13 protein-coding genes, 1 tRNA gene and 1 pseudogene are annotated in these 21,095 nt (G+C 62.0%); 8 read left to right on the top strand and 7 right to left on the bottom strand.

Going from position 1 to position 21,095, the window contains the following annotated elements; translation table 11 throughout:
* Positions 1-149: 149 nt before the first annotated feature.
* The gene (locus tag C8D77_RS04195; protein WP_109659590.1) at positions 150-1,109 is read right to left on the bottom strand and encodes a Gfo/Idh/MocA family protein; all 960 of its coding nucleotides are present in this window, start codon (positions 1,107-1,109) and stop codon (positions 150-152) included.
* A gap of 240 nt (positions 1,110-1,349) precedes the next feature.
* Here C8D77_RS04195 and C8D77_RS04190 point away from each other — a divergent pair.
* A tRNA-Met gene (locus tag C8D77_RS04190) sits at positions 1,350-1,426 on the top strand.
* A 128-nt stretch (positions 1,427-1,554) separates the two neighbouring features.
* On the opposite strand, the gene C8D77_RS04185 is transcribed toward C8D77_RS04190, so the two are convergent.
* Together C8D77_RS04185 and C8D77_RS04180 are read right to left on the bottom strand one after the other, a co-directional pair.
* A complete protein-coding gene (locus tag C8D77_RS04185; RefSeq protein WP_109659587.1) occupies positions 1,555-4,683 on the bottom strand; it encodes an efflux RND transporter permease subunit in 3,129 nt (1,042 codons plus the stop codon).
* Positions 4,683-5,747, bottom strand: a complete 1,065-nt coding sequence (locus C8D77_RS04180; protein WP_109659585.1) for an efflux RND transporter periplasmic adaptor subunit — start codon at positions 5,745-5,747, stop codon at positions 4,683-4,685. The genes C8D77_RS04185 and C8D77_RS04180 overlap by 1 nt, the downstream gene beginning before the upstream one ends.
* A gap of 129 nt (positions 5,748-5,876) precedes the next feature.
* Between C8D77_RS04180 and C8D77_RS04175 the strand changes: the two genes are divergently transcribed.
* The 3 genes from C8D77_RS04175 (at position 5,877) to C8D77_RS04165 (ending at position 8,689) form a co-directional block, all read left to right on the top strand.
* Positions 5,877-6,455, top strand: a complete 579-nt coding sequence (locus C8D77_RS04175; protein ID WP_109659582.1) for a TetR/AcrR family transcriptional regulator — start codon at positions 5,877-5,879, stop codon at positions 6,453-6,455.
* A 46-nt stretch (positions 6,456-6,501) separates the two neighbouring features.
* Entirely contained in the window at positions 6,502-7,803 is a 1,302-nt protein-coding gene (gene fabF, locus C8D77_RS04170) for a beta-ketoacyl-ACP synthase II (protein WP_109659580.1), read from the top strand.
* Positions 7,804-7,873: 70 nt separating this feature from the next.
* Complete coding sequence (locus C8D77_RS04165) at positions 7,874-8,689, top strand: oxidoreductase (RefSeq protein ID WP_109659578.1); 816 nt, start codon at positions 7,874-7,876, stop codon at positions 8,687-8,689.
* Between the two features lie 227 nt (positions 8,690-8,916).
* Here the strand turns inward: C8D77_RS04165 and C8D77_RS04160 are convergent, their stop codons facing one another.
* Together C8D77_RS04160 and C8D77_RS04155 are read right to left on the bottom strand one after the other, a co-directional pair.
* The gene (locus C8D77_RS04160; protein WP_109659575.1) at positions 8,917-9,387 is read right to left on the bottom strand and encodes a nucleoside deaminase; all 471 of its coding nucleotides are present in this window, start codon (positions 9,385-9,387) and stop codon (positions 8,917-8,919) included.
* Between the two features lie 352 nt (positions 9,388-9,739).
* A pseudogene (locus tag C8D77_RS04155) lies at positions 9,740-10,661 on the bottom strand (glycoside hydrolase family 16 protein).
* Positions 10,662-11,168: 507 nt separating this feature from the next.
* Here C8D77_RS04155 and C8D77_RS04150 point away from each other — a divergent pair.
* From C8D77_RS04150 to C8D77_RS04135, 4 genes are all read left to right on the top strand, one after another.
* Positions 11,169-11,759, top strand: a complete 591-nt coding sequence (locus C8D77_RS04150) for a response regulator transcription factor (RefSeq protein WP_245951693.1) — start codon at positions 11,169-11,171, stop codon at positions 11,757-11,759.
* Positions 11,760-12,072: 313 nt separating this feature from the next.
* Positions 12,073-16,080, top strand: a complete 4,008-nt coding sequence (locus C8D77_RS04145; RefSeq protein ID WP_109659570.1) for a DUF5801 repeats-in-toxin domain-containing protein — start codon at positions 12,073-12,075, stop codon at positions 16,078-16,080.
* A 70-nt stretch (positions 16,081-16,150) separates the two neighbouring features.
* The gene (locus tag C8D77_RS04140; RefSeq protein ID WP_245951691.1) at positions 16,151-17,992 is read left to right on the top strand and encodes a type I secretion system permease/ATPase; all 1,842 of its coding nucleotides are present in this window, start codon (positions 16,151-16,153) and stop codon (positions 17,990-17,992) included.
* Positions 17,993-18,005: 13 nt separating this feature from the next.
* Positions 18,006-19,337, top strand: a complete 1,332-nt coding sequence (locus C8D77_RS04135) for an HlyD family type I secretion periplasmic adaptor subunit (protein ID WP_215732037.1) — start codon at positions 18,006-18,008, stop codon at positions 19,335-19,337.
* 36 nt (positions 19,338-19,373) lie between these two features.
* Here the strand turns inward: C8D77_RS04135 and C8D77_RS04130 are convergent, their stop codons facing one another.
* Both C8D77_RS04130 and pldH read right to left on the bottom strand, forming a co-directional pair.
* Entirely contained in the window at positions 19,374-20,210 is an 837-nt protein-coding gene (locus tag C8D77_RS04130) for a sulfite exporter TauE/SafE family protein (protein ID WP_109659565.1), read from the bottom strand.
* Positions 20,211-20,335: 125 nt separating this feature from the next.
* The gene (gene pldH / locus C8D77_RS04125) at positions 20,336-21,082 is read right to left on the bottom strand and encodes a pyridoxal 4-dehydrogenase, SDR-type (protein WP_109659563.1); all 747 of its coding nucleotides are present in this window, start codon (positions 21,080-21,082) and stop codon (positions 20,336-20,338) included.
* Between the last annotated feature and the right edge of the window lie 13 nt (positions 21,083-21,095).

The following is a 21,095-nucleotide window of genomic DNA, read 5'->3' as shown; positions in this document are numbered from 1 at the left end:
CCTCTCGGAGACCGTTTCGAAATTCGCTCTGGCGAGTCATGAGCGGACATTTGGGTCCGTGAGCACAGTTCTACTGCGTCGACGCAGTAGAACTGGGAAGCGCAGAAAACGCCACTAGATGGCCGCCGGAGTGGAATTTCCAAACGGTCTCAGGATTTGGTGTGCGTGACCGTGCCCGCGGTCAGGATGCGCAGCACCCTGATGGCTTCCTCGCCGCTGGTGCGCGGCTCGGCACGCGTCTCGATGCACTGGATGAAATGCTCCAGCTCGCGCGTCAGCGGCATGCCCTGGGCAACCGCGACATAGGACGGCTCATTGGTGGTGAAGGCCCATTGGCCGCTGTCCTGCCACACCGCATGGCGGTAGACGGCAAGCTTGCGTTCCCATGGCTCGACGTCGTCGAACACCGCCATCGCCTTGGTGCCGACCACGGTCAGCCGCCGCTCGCGATAGGGATTAAGACGCGACGTGAAGAGATGGCTGCGCAGGCCGTTGGGAAAACGCATGTGCAGATGCGCGAAGTCGCTGAGATTGTCGAGCAGGGCGGCCCCCTCGCCGCGCACCTCGATCGGCTCAGTGCCGGTGATCGCCAGGATCATCGACAGATCATGCGGCGCCAGGTCCCACAGCGCGTCGTTCTCGGTGTGGAACTTGCCGAGGCCGAGCCGGTGCGAGTGGATGTAGCGGACTTCGCCGAGTTCGCCCTTGTCGATCAGCCCTTTCAGCGTCTCGAAGGCGGGATGGAAACGCAGGACGTGGCCGACCATGAAGACGCGGCCATTGTCCTTGGCCGCCTGCACCGCACGCTCGGCGTCGGCAACCGTCAGCGCGATCGGCTTTTCCACCAGCACGTCCTTGCCAGCCTCGACGGCACGCACGGCAAGGTCGGCATGGAATTGCGGCGGCAGTGCCATGACGATGGCGTCGATATCGTCACGGACGAACAACTGGTCCGGCTCGATCGCCAGGCAGTCCTGTTCGCTGGCGAAGCCTTCGGCACGGGCCCGGTTGGTGTCGGAGACCGCGTGCAGCGCGCCGAGCGCCTTGAGGGTGCGGATGTGGTTGCTGCCCCAGTATCCGCAACCGAGGACTGCAATGCGCGGCTTCATCTGTTTCAAACTCTAAAAACTCGTGGCCGAGACATAGCGACGTGCCCCGTCGAACTCAACCCCGGCGGCAGCAACCAAATGTCTGCGCGGCAAAGCTTTTCGATAATGACGATAAGCCGGCAAGCCGGTTGCTTCGAAGCTTGACAGGCTCACCCTCCCAACCTTATATCCGCGCGACCTTGGCGAACGCCCCCGACGTGCCTTTCGATTTGAGGCGGATTTCGGGCCTTTCGCCGCCCTGGCGGGGTAGCTCAGTTGGTTAGAGCACGGGAATCATAATCCTGGGGTCGGGGGTTCAAGTCCCTCTCCCGCTACCATTTGGTCAATAAGATCAATCGGTTACGTGGGCATCCGCTACCGTTGGCCATACTGATTGCTCTCACTAGCATCGACACACGAACCCGCCAGCGCCCCGTGCAGACAAACGAGGCTCGGCAACGGTGCCCTACTCAGCAGCCATAACTGGTCGCATTTCCAGTTCCTCCGTCGAAACCTCATGGATTTCATCCGCAGTCGGGACCTCATCCGCAGTCGGCTTGATTCGGAACCACGCAGTGTAGAGCGCGGGGAGGAAGAGCAGGATCAATACCGTGCCGGCCGCCGTGCCGCCGATCAGTGTATAGGCCATTGAACCCCAGAAGACGGAGTGCGTGAGGGGGATGAAGGCCAGCACGGCGGCAAGTGCGGTCAAAATGACGGGCCGGGTGCGTTGCACCGTGGCCTCGATGACGGCGTGATAGTCGTCAATGCCGGCAGCGCGGTTTTCCTTGATCTGTTCAGTCAGGATCAGCGTGTTGCGCATCAGGATGCCAGCCAGTCCTATCATACCCAGAATGGCGTTGAAGCCGAAGGGCTGGTGGAAGGTGAGCAGCATCGGCACGACTCCGACAAGGCCAAGCGGTGCTGTCAGCATGACCATGAACATCGTGGAGAAAGATCGCACCTGGAGCATGATGACGATCAACATGGCGGCTATCATGGCCGGGAAGACTTTAGCCAGCGCGGTGTTGGCCTTTTCCGCCTCTTCGATCGATCCGCCCATTTCGATGCGATAGCCGACCGGAAGGGACGCAATCAGCGGCTGAAGGGCCTGCATGATCTGCTTGGAGACCTCCGGAGGCTGGGTAGCTTCATTGATGTCCGCGCGGATCGTGACAACGGGCGTGCGGTCACGGCGCTTCAGGATTGGCTCCTCCTGACGGATTTCCGAATGCCCGATCTGGTCGAGCGGAATCGAGCGGCCGTCCCGGCTTATCAGCGAGAAATCCGCCAGACGCGCCGGATCCAGCCGCTCGCCGCCGGCGCTGCGTGCCACGATGGGGACGTTGCGGATGTCCTCGCGAACCTGCGTAACGGGGATGCCGGTGAGAAGGAATTGCAGTTGCTGAGCCACCTCCGCCGGCGAGAGGCCGATGAGGTTCAGTCGATCCTGATCGGGGACAAAGCGAAGCACGGGCGTGCGGTTGCCCCAGTCGCGGTTGGCCTGCCGCACATCCGGGACGCTCCGCATGATGTCGAGAGCCTTTTCGGAAATGCTGTAGAGCTGCGTCGCATCGGGGCCCATGACCCGGAACTCGACGGGGAACGGCGTGTAGGGGCCGAACACGAGCTGCGTAACGCGGACATTCGCCTCGGGCGCAAGCCCTTGCGCCACTGCCTCTCGGAGCCGGTGCTTCAACGCCTCACGCGCCTCCGCGTCGGGGGTCAGCACGACGATCTTGGCGAAAGCAGGATCAGGCAGTTCCGGAGCCATCGCAAAGAAGAAGCGCGGAGCGCCCTGGCCGACGTAGCTCGTGACAATCTTGGCCTCGGGCTGGCTGTCCAGCCAATTTTCGAGCTTTTCGACCGCAGCGGTCGTTGTCTCGATGCTACCACCTTCCGGCAGGCGAACCTCCACCAACACTTCAGGGCGGTCGGATGTCGGGAAGAACTGCTGTTTGATGCCGGCCATACCGACGACGGAAAGCGCGAAGGCTATGCCAACGATACCGCAGGTTACGAACTTATGGCGCACAGCAAACGTGATGACCCGCCGCAAACGTCGATAGTTACGCGTGTCGTAAATAGCGTGGTGACCGCCTTCGACCGGTTTGATCGCGGGCAGCATCTTGACACCGAGATAGGGCGTAAAGACCACCGCGACGATCCAGGAGACGATGAGGGCGAACCCCACGACCCAGAAGATGTTGCCGGCGTATTCGCCAGCCGTCGAGCGCGCAAAACCCACCGGCACAAAGCCGGCGATCGTCACCAGAGTTCCCGATAGCATCGGCGCCGCAGTGTGGCTCCATGCATAGGCCGCCGCCTTAATGCGGTCCATCCCCTCTTCCATCTTCACCACCATCACCTCGATAGCAATAATGGCGTCGTCCACGAGAAGACCAAGCGCCAGGATGAGGGCGCCGAGCGTGATGCGATCGAAGAACCGGCCGGTTTCCAGCATGATGAGGAAGACCACGGCGAGCGTCAGAGGGACGGCAGCCGCCACGACGATCCCGACGCGCCAGCCCATGCTAAGCAGACTGATCAGCAGCACGACGCCGAGCGCCATCGCGAACTTCAACATGAATTCGTCGACCGCCGAGGTGATGTTGACAGCCTGGTCGGACACCTTGTCGAGCGTCATGCCGAGCGGCAGTGTCTGTGTGATCGCGGCAGTCCTGTCCTCCAGGGCCTTGCCGAGCGCGCGACCATCCCAGCCCTCCTGCATAACGGCCGCGAGCATGATGGTGGGCTCGCCCTGGCGTCGGATGAGGTATGTGGGAGGGTCCTCATAGCCGCGGCTGACCTCGGCGATGTCGGATAGCTTCAGCGTCCGCCCCCCAGCGACAATCGGGGTGTCGGCGATCGCCTGAACGCTGTCATAGGCGCCGTCGACCCGAATGAAGAGGCGCGGCCCTAGGGTGTCGATCGAACCTGCTGGCGTGACGGTGTTCTGCCGCTGCAAGGCACCGACGATGTCCTGTGTCGACACGCCGAGGTTTGCCAGTTTGGCGTAGGAAAACTCGACGAATATCTGTTCGGGACGTTCACCAAGGATGTTGATCTTCTTGACGCCGGGCACGTGCAGGAGGTCCTGGCGGATCACCTCGGCCTGCCTCGCCAGCTCCCGCATCGGCATGCCTTTGGCCTTCAGCGCATAAAGGGCGAAGCTCACATCCGAATATTCGTCGTTCACGAAGGGGCCGAAGACGCCGGGCGGCAGGTTGCGGGCTTCATCACCGAGTTTCTTGCGAGCCTGGTAGAACTCCTCCTGCACCGCGGATGACGGTGTGCTGTCCTTCAGCGTGACCGTCATATACGCATAACCTGGCCGTGTGGTCGTCTCCACCCTGTCGTACCAGGTCAGCTCCTGAAGCCGCTTCTCCAACGGTTCGGCGACGAGATCCTGCATCTCGCGCGCCGTCGCGCCCGGCCATGCCGTCGTAACCGTCATGGTCTTGATGGTGAAGCTAGGGTCCTCGGCCCGGCCGAGCATGAGGAAGGCGTAGGCTCCGGCAGCCACCAGCAAGAGGATGAAGAATAGGGTGACGGCGCGTTCGCGAACGGCGATCGCGGAAAGATTGAAGCTCATCAGTTGCTCCCGCTTTCGGACTCGGTCCGGACGCGAGCGCCCTCCTGCAGGAGGTGGGCGCCGAGCGACACAATGGGAACGTTCGAGTTCAATCCGGAGATCACAGCGGTTTCGCTGGTTACACGAACGAGTTGCACGGGCTGAAAGTGTACGGTTGAGGTGGCGCCGTCCAACACCCAAACGCCAGTCTTGCGGCCGTCATCGAGCACGGCTCCCAGTGGCACCTGAACCTCCGGCTGTTGCGCCTGGCTTGCGAGCCGAACGGTAACCGTCGCGCCAAGTGGTGCAGCGGCAGCTTCGCCGTCGAGCACATAGCGCGCCTCATACGTGCGGGTCTGGGCATCGGCGGAGTCCGACAGTTGCCGCAGATGCGCTGTATAACGACGCTCATCGCCACCATACACGCTCGCCTCAGCCGCCGAGCCGATCGCCGGCCGGATCGTTTCGGGAAGGGCGACAACCGCTTCGCGCGGGCCTGCCTTGGCGGTCCGGATCACTGGCTGGCCGGCTGCGACGACCTGCCCCGGCTCGCCAAGCGTTTCGACCACCGTTCCATCCGCGTCCGCCAACAGGACTGTATAGGCCGCCTCGTTCTCGGCGACCCGTGCTTCGGCTTCGGCGGCGGCAAGTTGCGCCTGGGCTGTATCCATCGCAGCCTTCGCCTGCTCGTAGCGCTGCGGTGTAACCCACCCACTGCCAAGCAAACTGGCGTATCGCCGTTCATCCGGCTGTGTCTGAGCGACTGTTGCCAGCGCTGCCGCAACGGCATTGCGCTTCGCCGAAAGCGCAAGGCGCAGATCGGTATCATCAATCCGCATCAGCGGCTGACCGGCTTTGACCTGCTGACCAACGTCCACCAACCGTTCCACGATCTTGCCGGGAACCCGAAAGCCGAGATTGCTCTGCACCCTCGCCCCGATGACGCCGGTGAAGCCACGTTCTGATTCGGTGACCGGCGCTGCCGACACAAGTCTAACGAATGGTGCCTCCTGCCTTGGGTCGGTCACCAAAGGAGCTTCCTGCGCGGGAGTAGCAAATGTGGCGAATGCCGCCACCCATGACATCGCCGTCAGGGTCGATCCCAATACGATAACGGTTCTCTTTTTCACGCTCGTCGCCTCATCTCAAATTAGATTGCGTTCGATTTCTATATCGATTATAGATTACGAACGCAATCAAAAAGGAGATCGACGATGCGCGTGAGCCGAATTCAAGCCGCAGAAAACCGCGAAACCGTGATCAATGTGGCAAGCCGCCTTTTTCGGGAGCGCGGCTTTGACGGCATCGGCCTCAAGGATTTGATGAAGGGCGCGGGGCTGACCCAGGGCGCCTTTTACAAGCAATTCGCGTCAAAGGAGGACCTGGCGGCGCAGGCGTCCAGGCGGGCGATGGAGAGCGCCACCCACAGGTGGTCGGACGCAACTGCGGCAAACCCTGAGAATCCACTCGAGGCAGTGATCTCATTCTATCTCAGCATGGACCATCGCGGAGAAAGGATGGACGGCTGCCCGGTCGTTGCGCTCGGCTCGGATGCTGCCAGGCAGGGCGCCGAGGTGAAGGCGTCATTCGAAGCCGGGATCAAGGAATACCTTGAGATGCTCGCTAGTTGGGTTGGCAAGGCCGACGGCGAGGAGACCGGCGGCAAGGCCATGGCCATTCTGTCGACAATGGTCGGGGCGGTGCTGCTCTCACGGGTCGTCAACGACGCCGACCTTGCGCAGGCTTTTCTGGATGCGGCGTCCGATCAGGTTCGCGAAGCAGTCGCCGCTTGAACGGCGTGGGCAGTGCTGTCGGCGCACCCAAGTGATAGGAGAATAGATGCGACGGATTGTTGTTACGGGCATGGGGGCGGTCACGCCCCTTGCTGCCAATGTCGAAGCGTCATGGTCGCGCCTGCTGGCCGGTCGTTCGGGCGTCCGTAGGCTTCCGGACGATGTGGTGGGAGACCTGCCGGCGAAGATTGGCGGCGTGGTTCCCTCCTTGAAAGAAGACCCCGACGCTGGCTTCGATCCTGATGGCGTCCTGTCCGTGAAGGATCAGCGCAAGGTAGATCGGTTCATTCTCTTTGCGCTGGCCGCGGCGGAAGAGGCGCTTGCGCAGGCGAAATGGAAGCCTGCCTCGGAAACGGATCGCCTGCGCACAGCAACGATCATCGCTTCAGGAGTCGGCGGCTTCCCCGCCATCACCGAGGCGGTGCGCACGGTCGACCTGCGTGGCGCCCGCCGCCTGTCGCCCTTTACGGTGCCATCCTTCCTGGTGAACCTCGCAGCGGGCCAGATCTCAATCCGTCATGGCTTCAAAGGTCCGTTGGGCGCACCGGTGACGGCGTGCGCGGCCGGCATCCAGGCGATCGGCGACGCGGCCCGTCTCATCCGCGCGAACGAAGCTGATATTGCCGTGTGCGGCGGCACGGAAGCATGCATGAACATCGTCAGTCTCGGTGGGTTTGCTGCCGCACGCTCTCTTTCAACCGGCTTCAATTGGGCGCCGGCGCAAGCCTCGCGTCCCTTCGACGTATCGAGGGACGGCTTCGTCATGGGCGAAGGAGCCGGCGTGCTGGTCATCGAGGCGTTGAGCCACGCGCTGGCGCGCGGCGCAAAACCGCTCGCCGAACTCGTCGGCTACGGCACGACGGCGGATGCTCATCACGTCACCTCTGGGCCTGAGGACGGCGGCGGTGCGCGCCGGGCCATGGAGATCGCGATTGCGCAAGCGGGGATTTCGCCGCACGAGGTTCGTCATCTCAACGCGCATGCGACCTCCACGCCAGTCGGCGACCTGGGCGAGATCGAAGCGATCAAGAGCCTATTCGGTCGCGATTTCGCGATAGCCGTCAGCGCAACGAAATCGGCGACCGGACACCTGCTGGGCGCGGCCGGCGGGCTTGGTGCCATCTTCGCGATCCTGGCGATCAGGGACCAGGTGGCACCGCCGACGCTCAATCTGAGCGCTCCCGATCCGGCCGCCGACGGCATCGACTTCGTCGCAAACGAGCCCCGGCCAATGGAGATGGAGTATGCGATCTCCAATGGCTTCGGCTTTGGCGGCGTGAATGCCAGCGCCTTGTTCAGGCGCTGGAGCGCCCCGGCGACCCGACGCGAGCACCGGGGGCGCTCATAATCGCCCCCATTCGCTCGGACCTTTCATGCTTCCCCATCTCCGGTCCAACACAAAGAAAGAAATGATTCCAATGAACAAGACCAATCCTGGCGTCGCTCTCGTCACAGGGGCATCTTCCGGCATCGGGCGGGCTACCGCCGATGCCTTGCTAAGCGCGGGCTATCGCGTATTCGGAACCAGTCGTCGCACTGCTTCCAACCAATCCGACGGCGTTACCATGCTGACGTGCGACGTGACCGACGACGCGTCCGTTGCGAAAATGGTCGATGACGTTCTGGCCAAGGCCGGACGCATCGACCTGCTTGTCAACAATGCCGGCATGGGTCTGTTTGGTGGCGCGGAGGAGTCCTCGATCGCCCAGGCTCAGGCGCTGTTCGACGTGAACGTCTTCGGCGTTTTCCGCGTGACCAACGCGGTGTTGCCGACAATGCGACGCCAAGGAAAGGGCAGAATCGTTAATTTGAGTTCGGTACAGGGGTTCATCCCCGCTCCCTATTTCGCACTTTACGCGTCGACCAAACATGCCATCGAGGGTTATTCCGAGTCGCTCGATCACGAATTGCGCCCGTTCGGCATTCGCGTGTCGTTGGTGGAGCCCGCCTATACCCGTACGGCATTCGAGGACAATCTCGCCGCCCCCGATCAGTTGCTTGATATCTATGATTCCGCGCGCGCTGGCATGACTATGTCCGTTCGGAAATCGATGGAAAAAGGCGACGCGCCCGAAGTGGTAGCCAAGACCATTTTGGCCGCTGCGATCGATCCCACTCCGAAGAAACGCTATGCGGCGGGAAAAATGGCGCGTCAGGTAAGTTTCCTGCGACGCTTCGTCCCCGCGTCCGCATTCGACAAGAGCCTGAGAAAACAACTAGGGCTGCCAGTCTGACGATTTCGGCTGCAGACAAAACGAGGTCTTCGAATCCAAATGCTGGGACTAGATGACCAACTCGTACATTGAGTAGAGGGGCAGTTCAAAAATGAATGCTCATCCAAGACAACGGAGCAGGAACCGCCGATCCGACGAGTGTGGGGAAAGGCGGTAGCGCTCTCCCGCTACCATCGTTCCAATCGACAGAGTGGCAGCCGGCCTCCCGGGCAAAAGTTCTGCCGCCCCTAGCGCCGCCAAAAACTGAGATGCGGGGCGAGGAGCTCCTCCTCCATCTCGGGGAAGGGGCCGTGGACAGCGATCTGCTTCTGCCCCGAGCCGAGCACCGTGCGCGAGGAAAGGTCCATCGTCGGATTCTCGGCGTGGTCGCCAGTCAGCGCGAGAAGCTTGGTCTCCTCGAAGCCGTAGACCAGCCGGCCGATATTCGCCCAGTAGAGCGTCCCGGTGCACATGGCGCAGGGCTCGCCGGTTGAGACCAGCGTACAGGACCAGAGAAAATCCGGCGGATAGGCGTCCGCGGCACGTCGGCTGAGTTCGGTTTCGGCGTGGCGCACGGTGTTGATGTTGCCTTGCCGCATGAGGATGCGATCGTCAGGGCCGACGAGCACACAGCCGAAAGGATGATGCCCGTGCGTGGCGGTTTCGCGCGCTACCGCATCGGCGGCGCGCAGGTGGGCGAGCATCTGGTCGCGGGTCATCGCCTGGTGCCCCTCATAGGCTGTCTAAGCCGATACTCCCAGATGAAGTCTGGAATGGCGTGGACGGTAGCAGATGGAGTGATTTCGCGATAGCCATGGGTGGCTGAGCAGTGCTCCCGGCGGTCCCGAGCGAGGGCCGATCCGCGCGTCGTAGCCTTCCGGCAGATGGACGATGAGATCGTGCCCGCCGGGCAGCGCCCGCCCCGTCAATATCTCGTCCGGGGCCATCTGAGGTTTTGAAACGCCATGTTTTCGGCAATGGTCCGTCGAACGATTGGACGTCCTACGGGAGGTGCCCGACATGGTTTGATGACGAATGTGTCCGTGCCGACCCCAGCGTCAGGTGTTGCGCCTAGATAACCCAATCGTTCAACGAATAGGCATGGATGTAGTCGATATGCATTTGCGCGGGCGTCACAAGCCCGTCGGCGGGCGCCCCCGCGATGCCGCCCACTGCCAGATCGACCAGCATATACATCGGCTCGTGCATGTCGGCAGGTGTTGCGGCACGGGCAACTTCGACGTCGTCGAAATACCAGACGAGTTCGTCTTCCGTCCACAGCACACCGTATTTGTGGAACCCTGCGGTATCCGAGACAAAGGGCATCGATGCCGCTGTCGTATGCGTTCCCGTCTCGTTCGAGTGGCTTGTCATGAGGAGCTTATTTGGATCCTGACCGGTCATCTCTATGATGTCCAGTTCCGGTGGCCAGGAGCCGTCCGCCGGCAAAAGCCAGAAGGCCGGCCATGTTGGCATGCACCTGTTCGAAGGAGGTGAAGCCGTAGCTCCCGATGCGCACTGTATCCTCGACGCTAAAGTCCAGGATCAGGTCACTGCCGTTGCCGGGGGCCACGACGAAAATGTCCGCCCCCGATCCACCCCTGAGAACGTCGTCGCCCTTTAAGCCATCGATCGTCTGTTGGCCGGAGCCGCCGGCAATGATGTTGTTCAGCTCGTTTCCGAAAGCATAGTGTTTGTCGTTCGTGACCGTCAGGTTCTCGAAATGCGCCGGGAGCCTGTAGCTCATCCAGGTCGAGATGGTGTCGACACCCTCGTTGGCCAGCTCGACCGCCTTGTTCTTCGTGGAATACAGATAGTAGATGTCATCGCCCTTGCCGCCATACATCGTGACGCTGACATTACTGTCGCCATGGAGCGAGTCGTTGTAGATGCTGCCATAGAGCGCCGGGCCGGAATTCGTCGCCGAGTACCACTTGGTCGAGGACCCGCTGTAGGGAAGTGGAACGCCCTTGGCGTTCAGGACAGTGGCCATGCTGGTCTCAGCTCCTTGGACTCGCCTCGATGTCAGCCCCAGCATCTATGGACGACACGAGAAGCCAATGCCTTTTTTGACCTTCGAGTAGTGTTCGACTGGTGAGAGTTACCAAGAACTTAGCACGCAGCCGCTCCGGGCCGCCGCCATTGCCTCGAATGTATCCAGGTTGGGCTGGCAGCACTTTTTTTGGTCAGAAGTTGTCGCAATCTTAGGCGAGGTTTGACTTCGCAGTCAGCGTGGAGAAAACGCGCCTTGCGCCATCAAAAGGCAATCCGCCGAGCAACATCGTACGGCGGCGAAATCCCGGGCCGGCCGACCTGACAGCCTCAGATTATTTTTATAGCAGTCACTATATTAGCTATTCCTTGACAAACAGTCTAAGCTCTGGTTTCCTGATTTAACGGGTACTTAACCAAGTTAGTTGCGTTTTTACCGGACGGTGTTCGTATGTCGACTTTGGTTGTCGCGGACCCGCGGGGGGTGTATCTCGCCGGTCTGGAGTGGGTGTTGCAGAGGGCTGGACACGATGTTGTCGCCCAGTGCCGCCGCCCTGTCGACGTTCTCCCTCATGTGGAGCGCCAACGGCCTGATATCGTCATCGTCGGCCTGGATATCGCGGACCCCCAGACATCAGCTCTTTCCTCCCGGCTGAAGGCCTGCAACAGCGCTCTCGGCATCATCTTCATCGTGCAGCCAACCGGCAGGCTCGATATCAAGGAAATACAGACGCTCGACGTCGACGGCCTGCTTCTGGACGGCATCAGCCACCGCTATCTCATCGAATGCGTGAATGCGGTGGCGACAGGCAAGAAGTGGATCGACAACAACATCGTCCAGCAACTGCTGATGCCCCGATCGCAGCCGCAGCCGACGTCCAGGTTGACCGGGCGGGAGACCGAGATCGCCGATCTCGTCTCGCGCGGGTTGCGCAACAAGACCATCGCGCAACGGCTGCACGTATCCGAAGGCACGGTGAAGATGCACCTGCATCACGTCTACGAGAAGCTACACCTCGGCAGCCGAGCGGAACTGGCCTGGGTGGCGCATGGCAAAGGCGCGGACGTTCCAGCAACGCGCCGCACCGACCTGATCTGACCATCGCCTTCAGCTGACATCGACATGATGACGGCAACAGGCCGGAAAGCCGCCTGACGCCATCGGCCGTAAGGCCCGCACCACCGCCCGCGCCAGCCTGATCTATCGAAGGATATATATCGTTCGATCAGGTACGGCCATTCACCCTAACACTATCGAACCGGGAATGGACGCGCCCTCTGCGTCGGCGACACAATGGAGGATTAAAGGCCGCAATTCAGCGGGTCAGCGGGTGCACTCGGGTAGGGGCATCCAGCATCTGGAGGGGATGACCCCCTTTTCTTGATGCGTTTTGAACAGGGGGAGAATCTCCATGGCACTCGATATCACAACCCAAGACATCATCATCGACGAAACCATCGGCCTTCAGGACGATGATATTAACCCGTCCATTGCGCCGTACAACACCGACACCACGCTGACATATCTCCTGGGTCTCGACGCGGCTGGCGGGCTGCCCTCACCGGAGGTCGCCTTCCAGACCAACTTCGTGGTGGCCTCGGCGAGCGCGGGCGAAACCATCACCTCGGTCGCTCTCTCCCAGAACTTGTCCGGCACCCCGTTTTCCACCACCGTCGGCGTGAACAGCGGCATTCAGACGGTCGATGGCAATTATGTCTGGCTGTTCCAGGATCCAACGCATCCAAACGTCGTGATTGGCGTCATTGGTACCTCTGACGCGACCGCCGAGCCCGCCGAGACCGGGCCGCTGGCCTTCTCGTTTGCGCTGATCCCCACCAGCACCACCAATGCGGACCTCTACACTGTCGAGTACGTGCCGTTGCTCCATCCGGACGCGACGGACCCGGACGACCGTATCGATCTGACCGACAAGGTGTTCGCCTCGGTCACGGGCACCAGCGTGGCTAGTTTCGCAGGCACGGCCGCCGCGCCCGGCAATCATGATTTCTACCTGATCAATTCGTCCAATGACGCGTCCAAGCAGCTTCTGGTGATAGGTCTGAACGGTGGCACCGCCAACGTGAGCGAACAGGGCTTCGGCATCAACAACCAGAGCATCAATCCAAACGAAACGCTGCAGGTCGATTTTGTGACCGGTGGCAATCTGAACGCAGGTAGTGCGTCGCAAATCCAGTACGGCAGCCATCTCGAGACTGTCACGCAGGCCGGGTTCACGATCAGCCAGATCACGCCTTCCACTCCGACTGCGCGTGTGGACGTCAGCATCAGTGCCTTCAACAATACGGGCAACGAGCAAAGCACGGACTTCTTTGACGGCACTGCGACCAGCCCCGTGGACATCACCGGCATCAAATTGACGGGTACATCGGGGTTTGCATCCGTCATCACCGTCGATGGCACCTATGCCACGGCAAGCGGCAACGTCACCGTCACCGGGCTCAGCGGGACCGGGAACGCCGTGACCATCACCGGGCTCGATAACACCACCACCGTCGACATCACCACCAGCAGCCCAATGGATCGGTTGCAGGTCAAGGGGGTCGATTCGAACGAAGGATGCGACATCAGCGAGTTCCATTTCTCCTCGACAAGCACCAACGCCTACAGCGAAGAGGTCGGCTCCCACATCAACTTCGACGATGACGGGCCGAGCATCTCCATCACCGGTGCGGAGCCGACGCTGACCGTCGACGAGTCGGCTCTTGCCACCAACGACACGAAGAGCTTTGCAGGCAACTTCAGTTCGGCCTTCGGCGTCGACGGCGCCGGCACGCTGACCTATGCGCTTGGCGTCCTTGGCGGCGGCACGAATGTCGTCAGCGGTCTTGTCGACACTCAAAGCGGCGAGGCGGTGGTCCTCAATCTGAATGCCAGCGGTGTGGTGATCGGCACCACGGCGTCGGGCGGGCTCGAAGTATTCCGTGTCTCGGTCGACGCCGCCGGCAACGTGACACTCGACCAATCGCGGGCGGTGGTCCATTCGGACACCACTGACCCGAACGACAGCACCAGCCTGGCCGCCGACAATCTGATCCAGCTCACCGCGACCGTCACCGACAAGGACGGTGACCACCTGTCGGCCAGCCTTGACATCGGCCAGAACCTCAACTTCAAGGACGACGGCCCGAGCATCTCCACCACCGGCACCGAGCCGACGCTGACCGTTGACGAGTCGGTTCTTACGACCAATGACACGAAGAGCTTTGCAGGCAACTTCACTTCGGCCTTCGGCGCCGACGGCGCTGGCACGCTGACCTATGCGCTGGGCGTCGTGGCAGGCCCTTCGGGTCTGGTCGACACGGCGACCGGCCAGGCGGTCATCCTCTCGCTCAATGGCGGCGTCGTTGAAGGCCACACCTCCGGCTCCAACGACCTCGTCTTCACGGTCTCCGTCAGCGCCACCGGCGACGTTACCCTCGATCAGCTCCGCGCGGTGGTCCATGCGAACACCAGCAACCCCGACGACAGCACCAGCCTGACCGCCGACAATCTGGTCACGCTCACCGCGACCGTCACCGACAAGGACGGTGACCACCTGTCGGCCAGCCTCGACATCGGCCAGAACCTCAACTTCAAGGACGACGGCCCGAGCATCTCCACCACCGGCACCGAACCGACGCTGACCGTTGACGAGTCCAACTTGGGTGCCAACAGCGCGGATTTCGCGACTGTTTTCACCCCGAATGCCGGCGCAGATGGTGACGCCATCAGCTATGCGCTCGGCATCAATCAGGTCACGAACGTTAGCGGCCTAACCGACACCTTGACCGGCCTGTCCGTCCTGCTTTTCGTCGAAGGAGGCGAGGTCGTCGGTCGTGCCGGTTCAGCCGCTGGCGATATCGTGTTCACGGTGAGCGTGGCTGCGGACGGAACCGTGACACTCGATCAGGCACGGGCTATCATACACTCGCCCGACACCGGGCCGGATCAGCAAACATCGCTGGCGTCCGACGATCTCGTCACCTTGACGGCGATCATCACCGACGGTGACGGCGACCAGGCCTCGGACAGTGTCAACATCGGTACAAGCCTTGTCTTCAAGGATGATGCGCCGACGATCACGGTGCCGTTCGACGGTGACCAGACCGGCGTTCCTGGGACCCCCGAGACTCTGGCCAACACGCTCAACGCGTCGGCCACCGGAGCCTTCGGCTACGACATCGGCGCGGATGCTCATCCGGCCGCGTTCTATGCGGGCGGCGGTTCCGACTTTGTCGACCAGAACGGCGCGCTTGCCGGCGTCCAGATCGGGCTCACCGGCACGATCACCGGCGGCGGCGGTGGTAACATCCTCACCTCGGAGGTGACGCTGGCATCGGAGAGCCTTACCTCCGCGACGTTCAACTTCACGTTCACCTACGACAAGGATCCGGCGGCTGGCGTCCAGACGGGCACGGCGGGCGGCACCCTCGTCTTCGACAAGATTGCCGATACTTATACCATCCACCTGACCGACCCTCTCGAGGGCTTCAGCTTCGACGTTATCCACACCAGTCAACTCTTGTCCAAGGAGCCCCTCGGCAACACGGGCCACCCGCCGATCGTGCTGGAAAAATTGCAGGCTGATGATCCGAATACGCCGGCTAACGAAAACTTCTACGTGCAGTTCACGGGCAACTTGATCAACAAAGCCAACCCGTTCAGCTTGACCGCCAATGGCGAGGGGGCATCCGGCGACGCCACCTTCACCCTCGGTGGTCACGAGATGGTGAGCAACGCCAATGAAACCTGGGTGTCCGCGACGCAGAGCACCAACGGTGTCGCCGGTGACACGATCCAGAAAGGCGAACTGCTCACATTGCGGTTCTTCGACAGCAACGTCGGTATAGCGAACGAGGCCATCACCCCGACAGCGACCGCCGGCACCATGGCCATCAAGTTCGACGGCATCGGCAACAGCGAGGACCTGATGCTGATCCTCAACCTGATCGACGACAAGGGCACGGCGTCCACAGCCGACGATGTCTCGATCACGCGGGCCATGTACGTGCAGAACGCCGACATCTTCAAGATGGGTCACGTCCCGGCCCCGTACAGCGGCGAGTTCACGCTCGACAACAATGACGGCCTCGTCATCATCGAGCAGAACGACTACAACGCTGCCGGCGAGCACTTCGTGTTGCAGGGTGTCCAGATCATGCAGTCGGGCAACGGCATCACCGGCAACAGCACGGCGATCAACCTGAACCCGACGACCGGCGCTAGCGGCGGCAGCAATGCGACCACCAACCTGGTGAACTTCGACCCCACCGACAACGACGTGCTGAAGATCACGGACATCGGCTTCACCTCGACCTCGACCCAGACGCCGGATGCCCACCTCGACTTCGCCTTCCAGGTGGCGGACGCGGACGCGGACCAGACAGCGATGCAGCACATACTTGTTGACGTCGCCTGACGCTTGACCAACGGGGGCGGCCAATGCTGCCCCCGTTCCGCATCTGTCGCACGGAGATGTCATCCAGATGATGAAAACCAGCCAACAGCCCCCTGCCCTGCAGGTGGTGATGAAAGAGGCCAGACGCGCCATCCGGCCGCTTATCTGGTTCAGCGGCGGCATCAACGTGCTGATGTTGACCGGGGCGCTTTATATGCTCCAAGTCTACCACCGCGTGCTGTCCAGCCACAGTCTGGAGACGTTGGTGATGCTGTCGCTGATGGCGGCAGGGGCACTCGTGACAATGGCGGGGCTGGAGGTGGTCCGCGGGCGTCTCCTGGCCACCGTCGGATCGTGGATGAACGCACGGTTGGCACCGGTTCTCCTGACAGCATCGGTAGAGTATGCCGCCTCGGCGCCCGGTCATGCCAACGCCCGTCCGCTGCGCGACCTGGATCAAGTACGAAATTTCTTCACCAGCCCGAGCATCTTCCCAATCCTTGACGCGCCCTGGGCACCGCTGTTTTTCGCCGCCATATTCGTCATGCATCCTTGGCTGGGCTGGTTGGCGCTGTGCGGCGGGATCGTCCTGTTTGCGTTGGCGTTGCTCAACGAATACCTCACACGCAAGCCGTTGAACGAGGCCGCAAGCGCACAGTCACGGGCATATGTGCAAGCCGAGGCGGCGATCCGCAACGCCGAGGTCGTACAGGCGATGGGCATGTTGAAGCCACTGCTGGAGGGCTGGAAGGCACAGCAAGACGAGGCCAACAAAGGACAAGTTCTTGCCGCCAACCGTGGCAGCGTCATCGCGGCCATCGCGCGTTGTCACCGGCTGGCCCTGCAAATGGCCATACTGGGCCTTGGTGCGTATCTGGTGCTTCGAAACGAGGCTTCACCCGGCATCATGATCTCCGCCTCGATTCTGATGGGGCGCGCGTTGTCGCCGGTCGAGCAAGCGATCGGCACATGGAAGGCGACGGTCGGAGCGCGTGCCGCTTACCGGCGTCTCACCGCAGTCGCCGGACAACACCGGGAGGCCACGCCGGTTATGCCGCTGCCACGACCGAAAGGCAGGTTCGAGGCCGACAATCTCGTGCTTGCCCGACAGGGCGGCGAGCATATCCTGAAGGGGGTCAGCTTCCGGCTCAATCCGGGTGAGGCAATGGCATTGATCGGCCCGAGCGGGGCCGGCAAGACCAGTCTGGCGCGGATACTGGCCGGTGCCTGGCGCCCATCCGGGGGGCGTGCGTTGCTGGACGGGATGGACGTTGCCCAATGGGCGGCGGAGGACCGTGGTCATTATGTCGGTTATTTGCCGCAGGACATCGAGCTCTTCGCCGGTACGGTCTCGGAAAACATCTGCCGCTTCGCGAATATCAACCCAGCGGTCTTCAACAACGTGGTCAAGGCCGCGCAGTTGGCGGGAGTTCACGAACTGATCAAAGGACTGCCGAAGGGTTACGCCACCGAGATCGGCGAATCCGGCGCGGTGCTGTCGGGTGGGCAGCGCCAACGCATCGGGCTGGCGCGGGCACTCTACGGCGACCCGCCGCTCATTATCCTGGACGAGCCCAATTCCAACCTCGACCGCGAGGGTGAGGACGCATTGATCGCAGCCCTCGGCGCGGTCAAGATGGCGGGCGCGACCATTATCCTGATCGCACACCGAGCGAACATCATGGAGAAGGTCGACAAGATATTGGTCCTCAATCGGGGCCAACAAGACCTCTTCGGTTCACGTGACTATGTCTTCAACGAACTCGCCGCGCGCATCCGCCCGATAACTCACCAGGTAACTCAGATGCCGGCTGATTCGACGCCGGAAATCTCCGCCGCCGTGCTCGGCGTCAGCAACGGGCCACGTCCCTCTTCAAAACGTACGCCGCGTCCAAGCGCATTGGGCACGACCATCGTGGCGAACCAGGCATGAAATGGGAACAGATATGAACGTCGTGCCGTTACCCGTCCCGCCGCCCTCCCTGCTGGAACCGGTACCCCTGCGTCTCATGGGCGTGACGTGCGCCGGGTTCGCGATCATGTTCCTGTTCTTCGGCGTGGCCGGGGGTTGGGCGGCGCTGGCACCGTTGGACAGCGCCGCAGTGGCGCCGGGTGTTATCAAGGTCGCCGGCGACCGCAAACTCATCCAGCACCTCGAGGGCGGCATCATCGCGGAATTGAACGCCGCCGACGGTGATATCGTCAAGGCGGGAGAAGTGCTCATCCGACTCGACAACACGCAGGCAAAGGCGCAGCTCGACCTGATCCAGAACCGGATAGCAACGCGTGAGGCGCTGGCCGCGCGTCTCAGGGCTGAGCGTGACGGCAAGGCCGAGATCGAGTTTGATTCGGCGTTGCTCGCAAACCCCGCCGCCGCCGCAAAGGACGCGGTTGCCTCGCAGCGTGACGTGTTCGCGGCGAAGCACCACAACTTGACGGACGAGCAGGAAATTCTCAGCCAGCGCCGTCACCAGACCGAGGAAGAGATAACGGGGTTAGAGCAGCTTATCGTCACCAAGGACAAGCAGATCGAGGCGATCGAGGGTGAAAACAAGGACCTTCAGACTCTGCTCGATAAGGGGCTGACCACCCGCGAGCGGAACCTGTTGCTCAGACGACAACAGCAGGAGATCGAGGGGGAGCGCGCTACCAACCTCGCGGCAATCGCTCGTGCCAGAAGCGCCATGGCCGAGATTGACATGCAAATCTTGAACCTGAGCACAGTGCGGCTGAACGAAGCCGTCGACGAGTTGAGCAAGGTCGAGGCGGAGTTGTTTGACCTCGGACAGGAGGAGCGTTCCGCCAAGGACGTGCTTACCCGTACCGATGTTGTCGCACCGGTTGACGGTATCGTCATGGACCTGAAGGTCCACACGCCGGGCGGTGTCGTGAAACCCGGTGAGACATTGATGACAATCGTGCCGCTCGGACAACAACTCGTGGTCGAGGCTATGGTCAAGCCAGAAGATGTCGAGACGATCGCCCCCGGACAGCCGGCGCACGTCAGCTTCCCGGCCTTCGCCCGCTACAACCTGCCGCCGCTCGACGGCGTTGTGGAGATCGTATCGGCTGACCGCATGGTGGACGAACGCAGCGGGGCACCGTATTTCGCCGCGACCGTGTTGATCGACAAGAGCGAACTCGCCAAGCTGGAGGGCCGCAAGCTGCTGCCCGGCATGTCGAGCGAGGCGATGATCCGGACGGGTGCTCGCACCGTGCTCTCTTACCTCGCCGAGCCGATCACGCAGAACTTCCGCCGAGCCATGCGGGAAAAATAGCCGTAGGCCGCCTAACGGGATTCGGGCCACCGAAAATCAGGAAAGCAACATTCGCCCGGCCGTGATTGCCAGGAAAAACGCAAAGGCAAGTTTCAGGTAACGCGGGTTGAGCGCGTGGGCGAGCCTTGCGCCCAAGGGTGCGAACAGGAAGCTCACGGGCGCTATGATGGCAACAGCCGGCAGGCTGACGTAGCCCAGGCTGAGCGGAGGCCGGCCGGCAATCTCGAGACCCGACCAGATGAAGCCCGCCACCGCCGGAAGCGCGATAAGCAGGCCAAGCGCCGATGATGTGCCGACGGCCCGGTGCACCGGAAAGGAGAAGCTGGAAAGTGTCGGCACCGAGAGCGTGCCGCCGCCGATTCCCATGAGCGAAGAGACAAAGCCGATGACCGAGGCGATAGCACGGTTGATCCAGCCGCTTTGCGGCAGGTGATCGGAGATCACGAGGTGCTTCGGCAACGCCATGTTGACGGCCACCAGCAGGCCGACGACGCCGAAGACCAGCCGCAAGCCGGCACCCGGGATGAATTTCGACATGATGCCGCCGATCAGGGCACTGACGAAAATCGCCGGTCCCCACAGATTGAGCAGAGGCCGATCGACATTGCCGCGCTTGTTGTGCGACCGCATCGATGAGATCGAGGTGGGAATGATAACCGCAAGCGATGTCGCGACCGCCAGATGGCTGGTCACAGCAGGCGAAAAGTGAAACAGGCTGAGCACCCAGAACAAAACCGGGACGATGACGATACCGCCGCCGACGCCCAGCAAGCCGGCCAGCACGCCGGACGCCACGCCGGTTATGGCCAGACCGGCGACCAGCATTGCAATCGTCAGCCCGTCGAACATCGACGTGTCGAATCCGAAGTCCACTATGATTTCCCTTTGATTGGCCATTTGCGGCACGGCCTTGCGGACGCGGCCGCGCTCATCCGCTGTTGCGACCCAAAATGCAGGTCGCCCAGAAGTGTCGTAGCGTTTTTGGGATGCGCTTTTGGTTAGTGGCGCACCATCCCGGCGTCGACATTGAGCGTCTGGCCGGTGATCCAGCGCGCATCGTCGGAGGCCAGGAACGAAACCACATCGGCGATATGTTCCGGCTGCCCTTTGCCTTTCATCGCCTGAAGCATCTCGACGAAGCCGAACGCCTCGTTATGCGGGCTCGCCTTGACGCCGTCGCTCTCGATCAGGCCAGGCGTCACCGCGTTGGCGGTGATGTTGTATTTTCCGAGTTCCGTGGCGAGCGCCCTGGTGAAGCCGATGACGCCGCCCTTGGCCGCGACATAGGCCGCCATGTTCGGCGTGCCGGCAAAGAAGGTGTTGGATGCGATGCTGATCACCCGCCCGGCCTTGCCTGCCGCACGCATCTGGTCCGTACCGGCGCGGCTGACAATGAAGGTGCCTGTCAGGTTAACGTCGATGATCTTGCGCCAATGGTCGAGATCGACATCGTCCCAGGCGACGAACGGCACGATGCTGGCATTGTTGACCAGAATATCGATGCCCCCGGTCAGGGCCTGGATTTCGGCGAAGAGTGCCTTGACGGAGGCCGGATCGGAAATGTCGGCGGCGATCGCCTTCGCCTTTCCGCCTATCGCCGCGGCCGCCGCCCTGGCACCTTCGGCATTGATGTCGCTGACGATGACGGTTGCCCCGTCGGCGGCAAGCCGTGCGGCGATCGCCTTGCCGATACCCTGCGCGGCGCCCGTAACCAGGGCCGTCTTTCCCGCAAGCCGTTCAGTCATGAAAATGCTCCCT

This window comes from Mesorhizobium loti (assembly GCF_003148495.1).
GTDB classification, from domain to species: Bacteria; Pseudomonadota; Alphaproteobacteria; order Rhizobiales; family Rhizobiaceae; genus Mesorhizobium; species Mesorhizobium loti.
This window is presented reverse-complemented; position numbering and strand designations above follow the sequence as displayed.

Bases quoted from the DNA above. Each gene is read 5' to 3' on its own strand.
- C8D77_RS04180 (WP_109659585.1), bottom strand. From the start codon at position 5,747: ATGTCATGGGTGGCGGCATTCGCCACATTTGCTACTCCCGCGCAGGAA.
- fabF (WP_109659580.1), top strand. From the start codon at position 6,502: ATGCGACGGATTGTTGTTACGGGCATGGGGGCGGTCACGCCCCTTGCT.
- C8D77_RS04160 (WP_109659575.1), bottom strand. From the start codon at position 9,387: ATGACCCGCGACCAGATGCTCGCCCACCTGCGCGCCGCCGATGCGGTA.
- C8D77_RS04175 (WP_109659582.1), top strand. From the start codon at position 5,877: ATGCGCGTGAGCCGAATTCAAGCCGCAGAAAACCGCGAAACCGTGATC.
- C8D77_RS04185 (WP_109659587.1), bottom strand. From the start codon at position 4,683: ATGAGCTTCAATCTTTCCGCGATCGCCGTTCGCGAACGCGCCGTCACC.
- C8D77_RS04135 (WP_215732037.1), top strand. From the start codon at position 18,006: ATGAACGTCGTGCCGTTACCCGTCCCGCCGCCCTCCCTGCTGGAACCG.
- C8D77_RS04145 (WP_109659570.1), top strand. From the start codon at position 12,073: ATGGCACTCGATATCACAACCCAAGACATCATCATCGACGAAACCATC.
- C8D77_RS04140 (WP_245951691.1), top strand. From the start codon at position 16,151: ATGAAAACCAGCCAACAGCCCCCTGCCCTGCAGGTGGTGATGAAAGAG.
- C8D77_RS04195 (WP_109659590.1), bottom strand. From the start codon at position 1,109: ATGAAGCCGCGCATTGCAGTCCTCGGTTGCGGATACTGGGGCAGCAAC.
- C8D77_RS04165 (WP_109659578.1), top strand. From the start codon at position 7,874: ATGAACAAGACCAATCCTGGCGTCGCTCTCGTCACAGGGGCATCTTCC.
- pldH (WP_109659563.1), bottom strand. From the start codon at position 21,082: ATGACTGAACGGCTTGCGGGAAAGACGGCCCTGGTTACGGGCGCCGCG.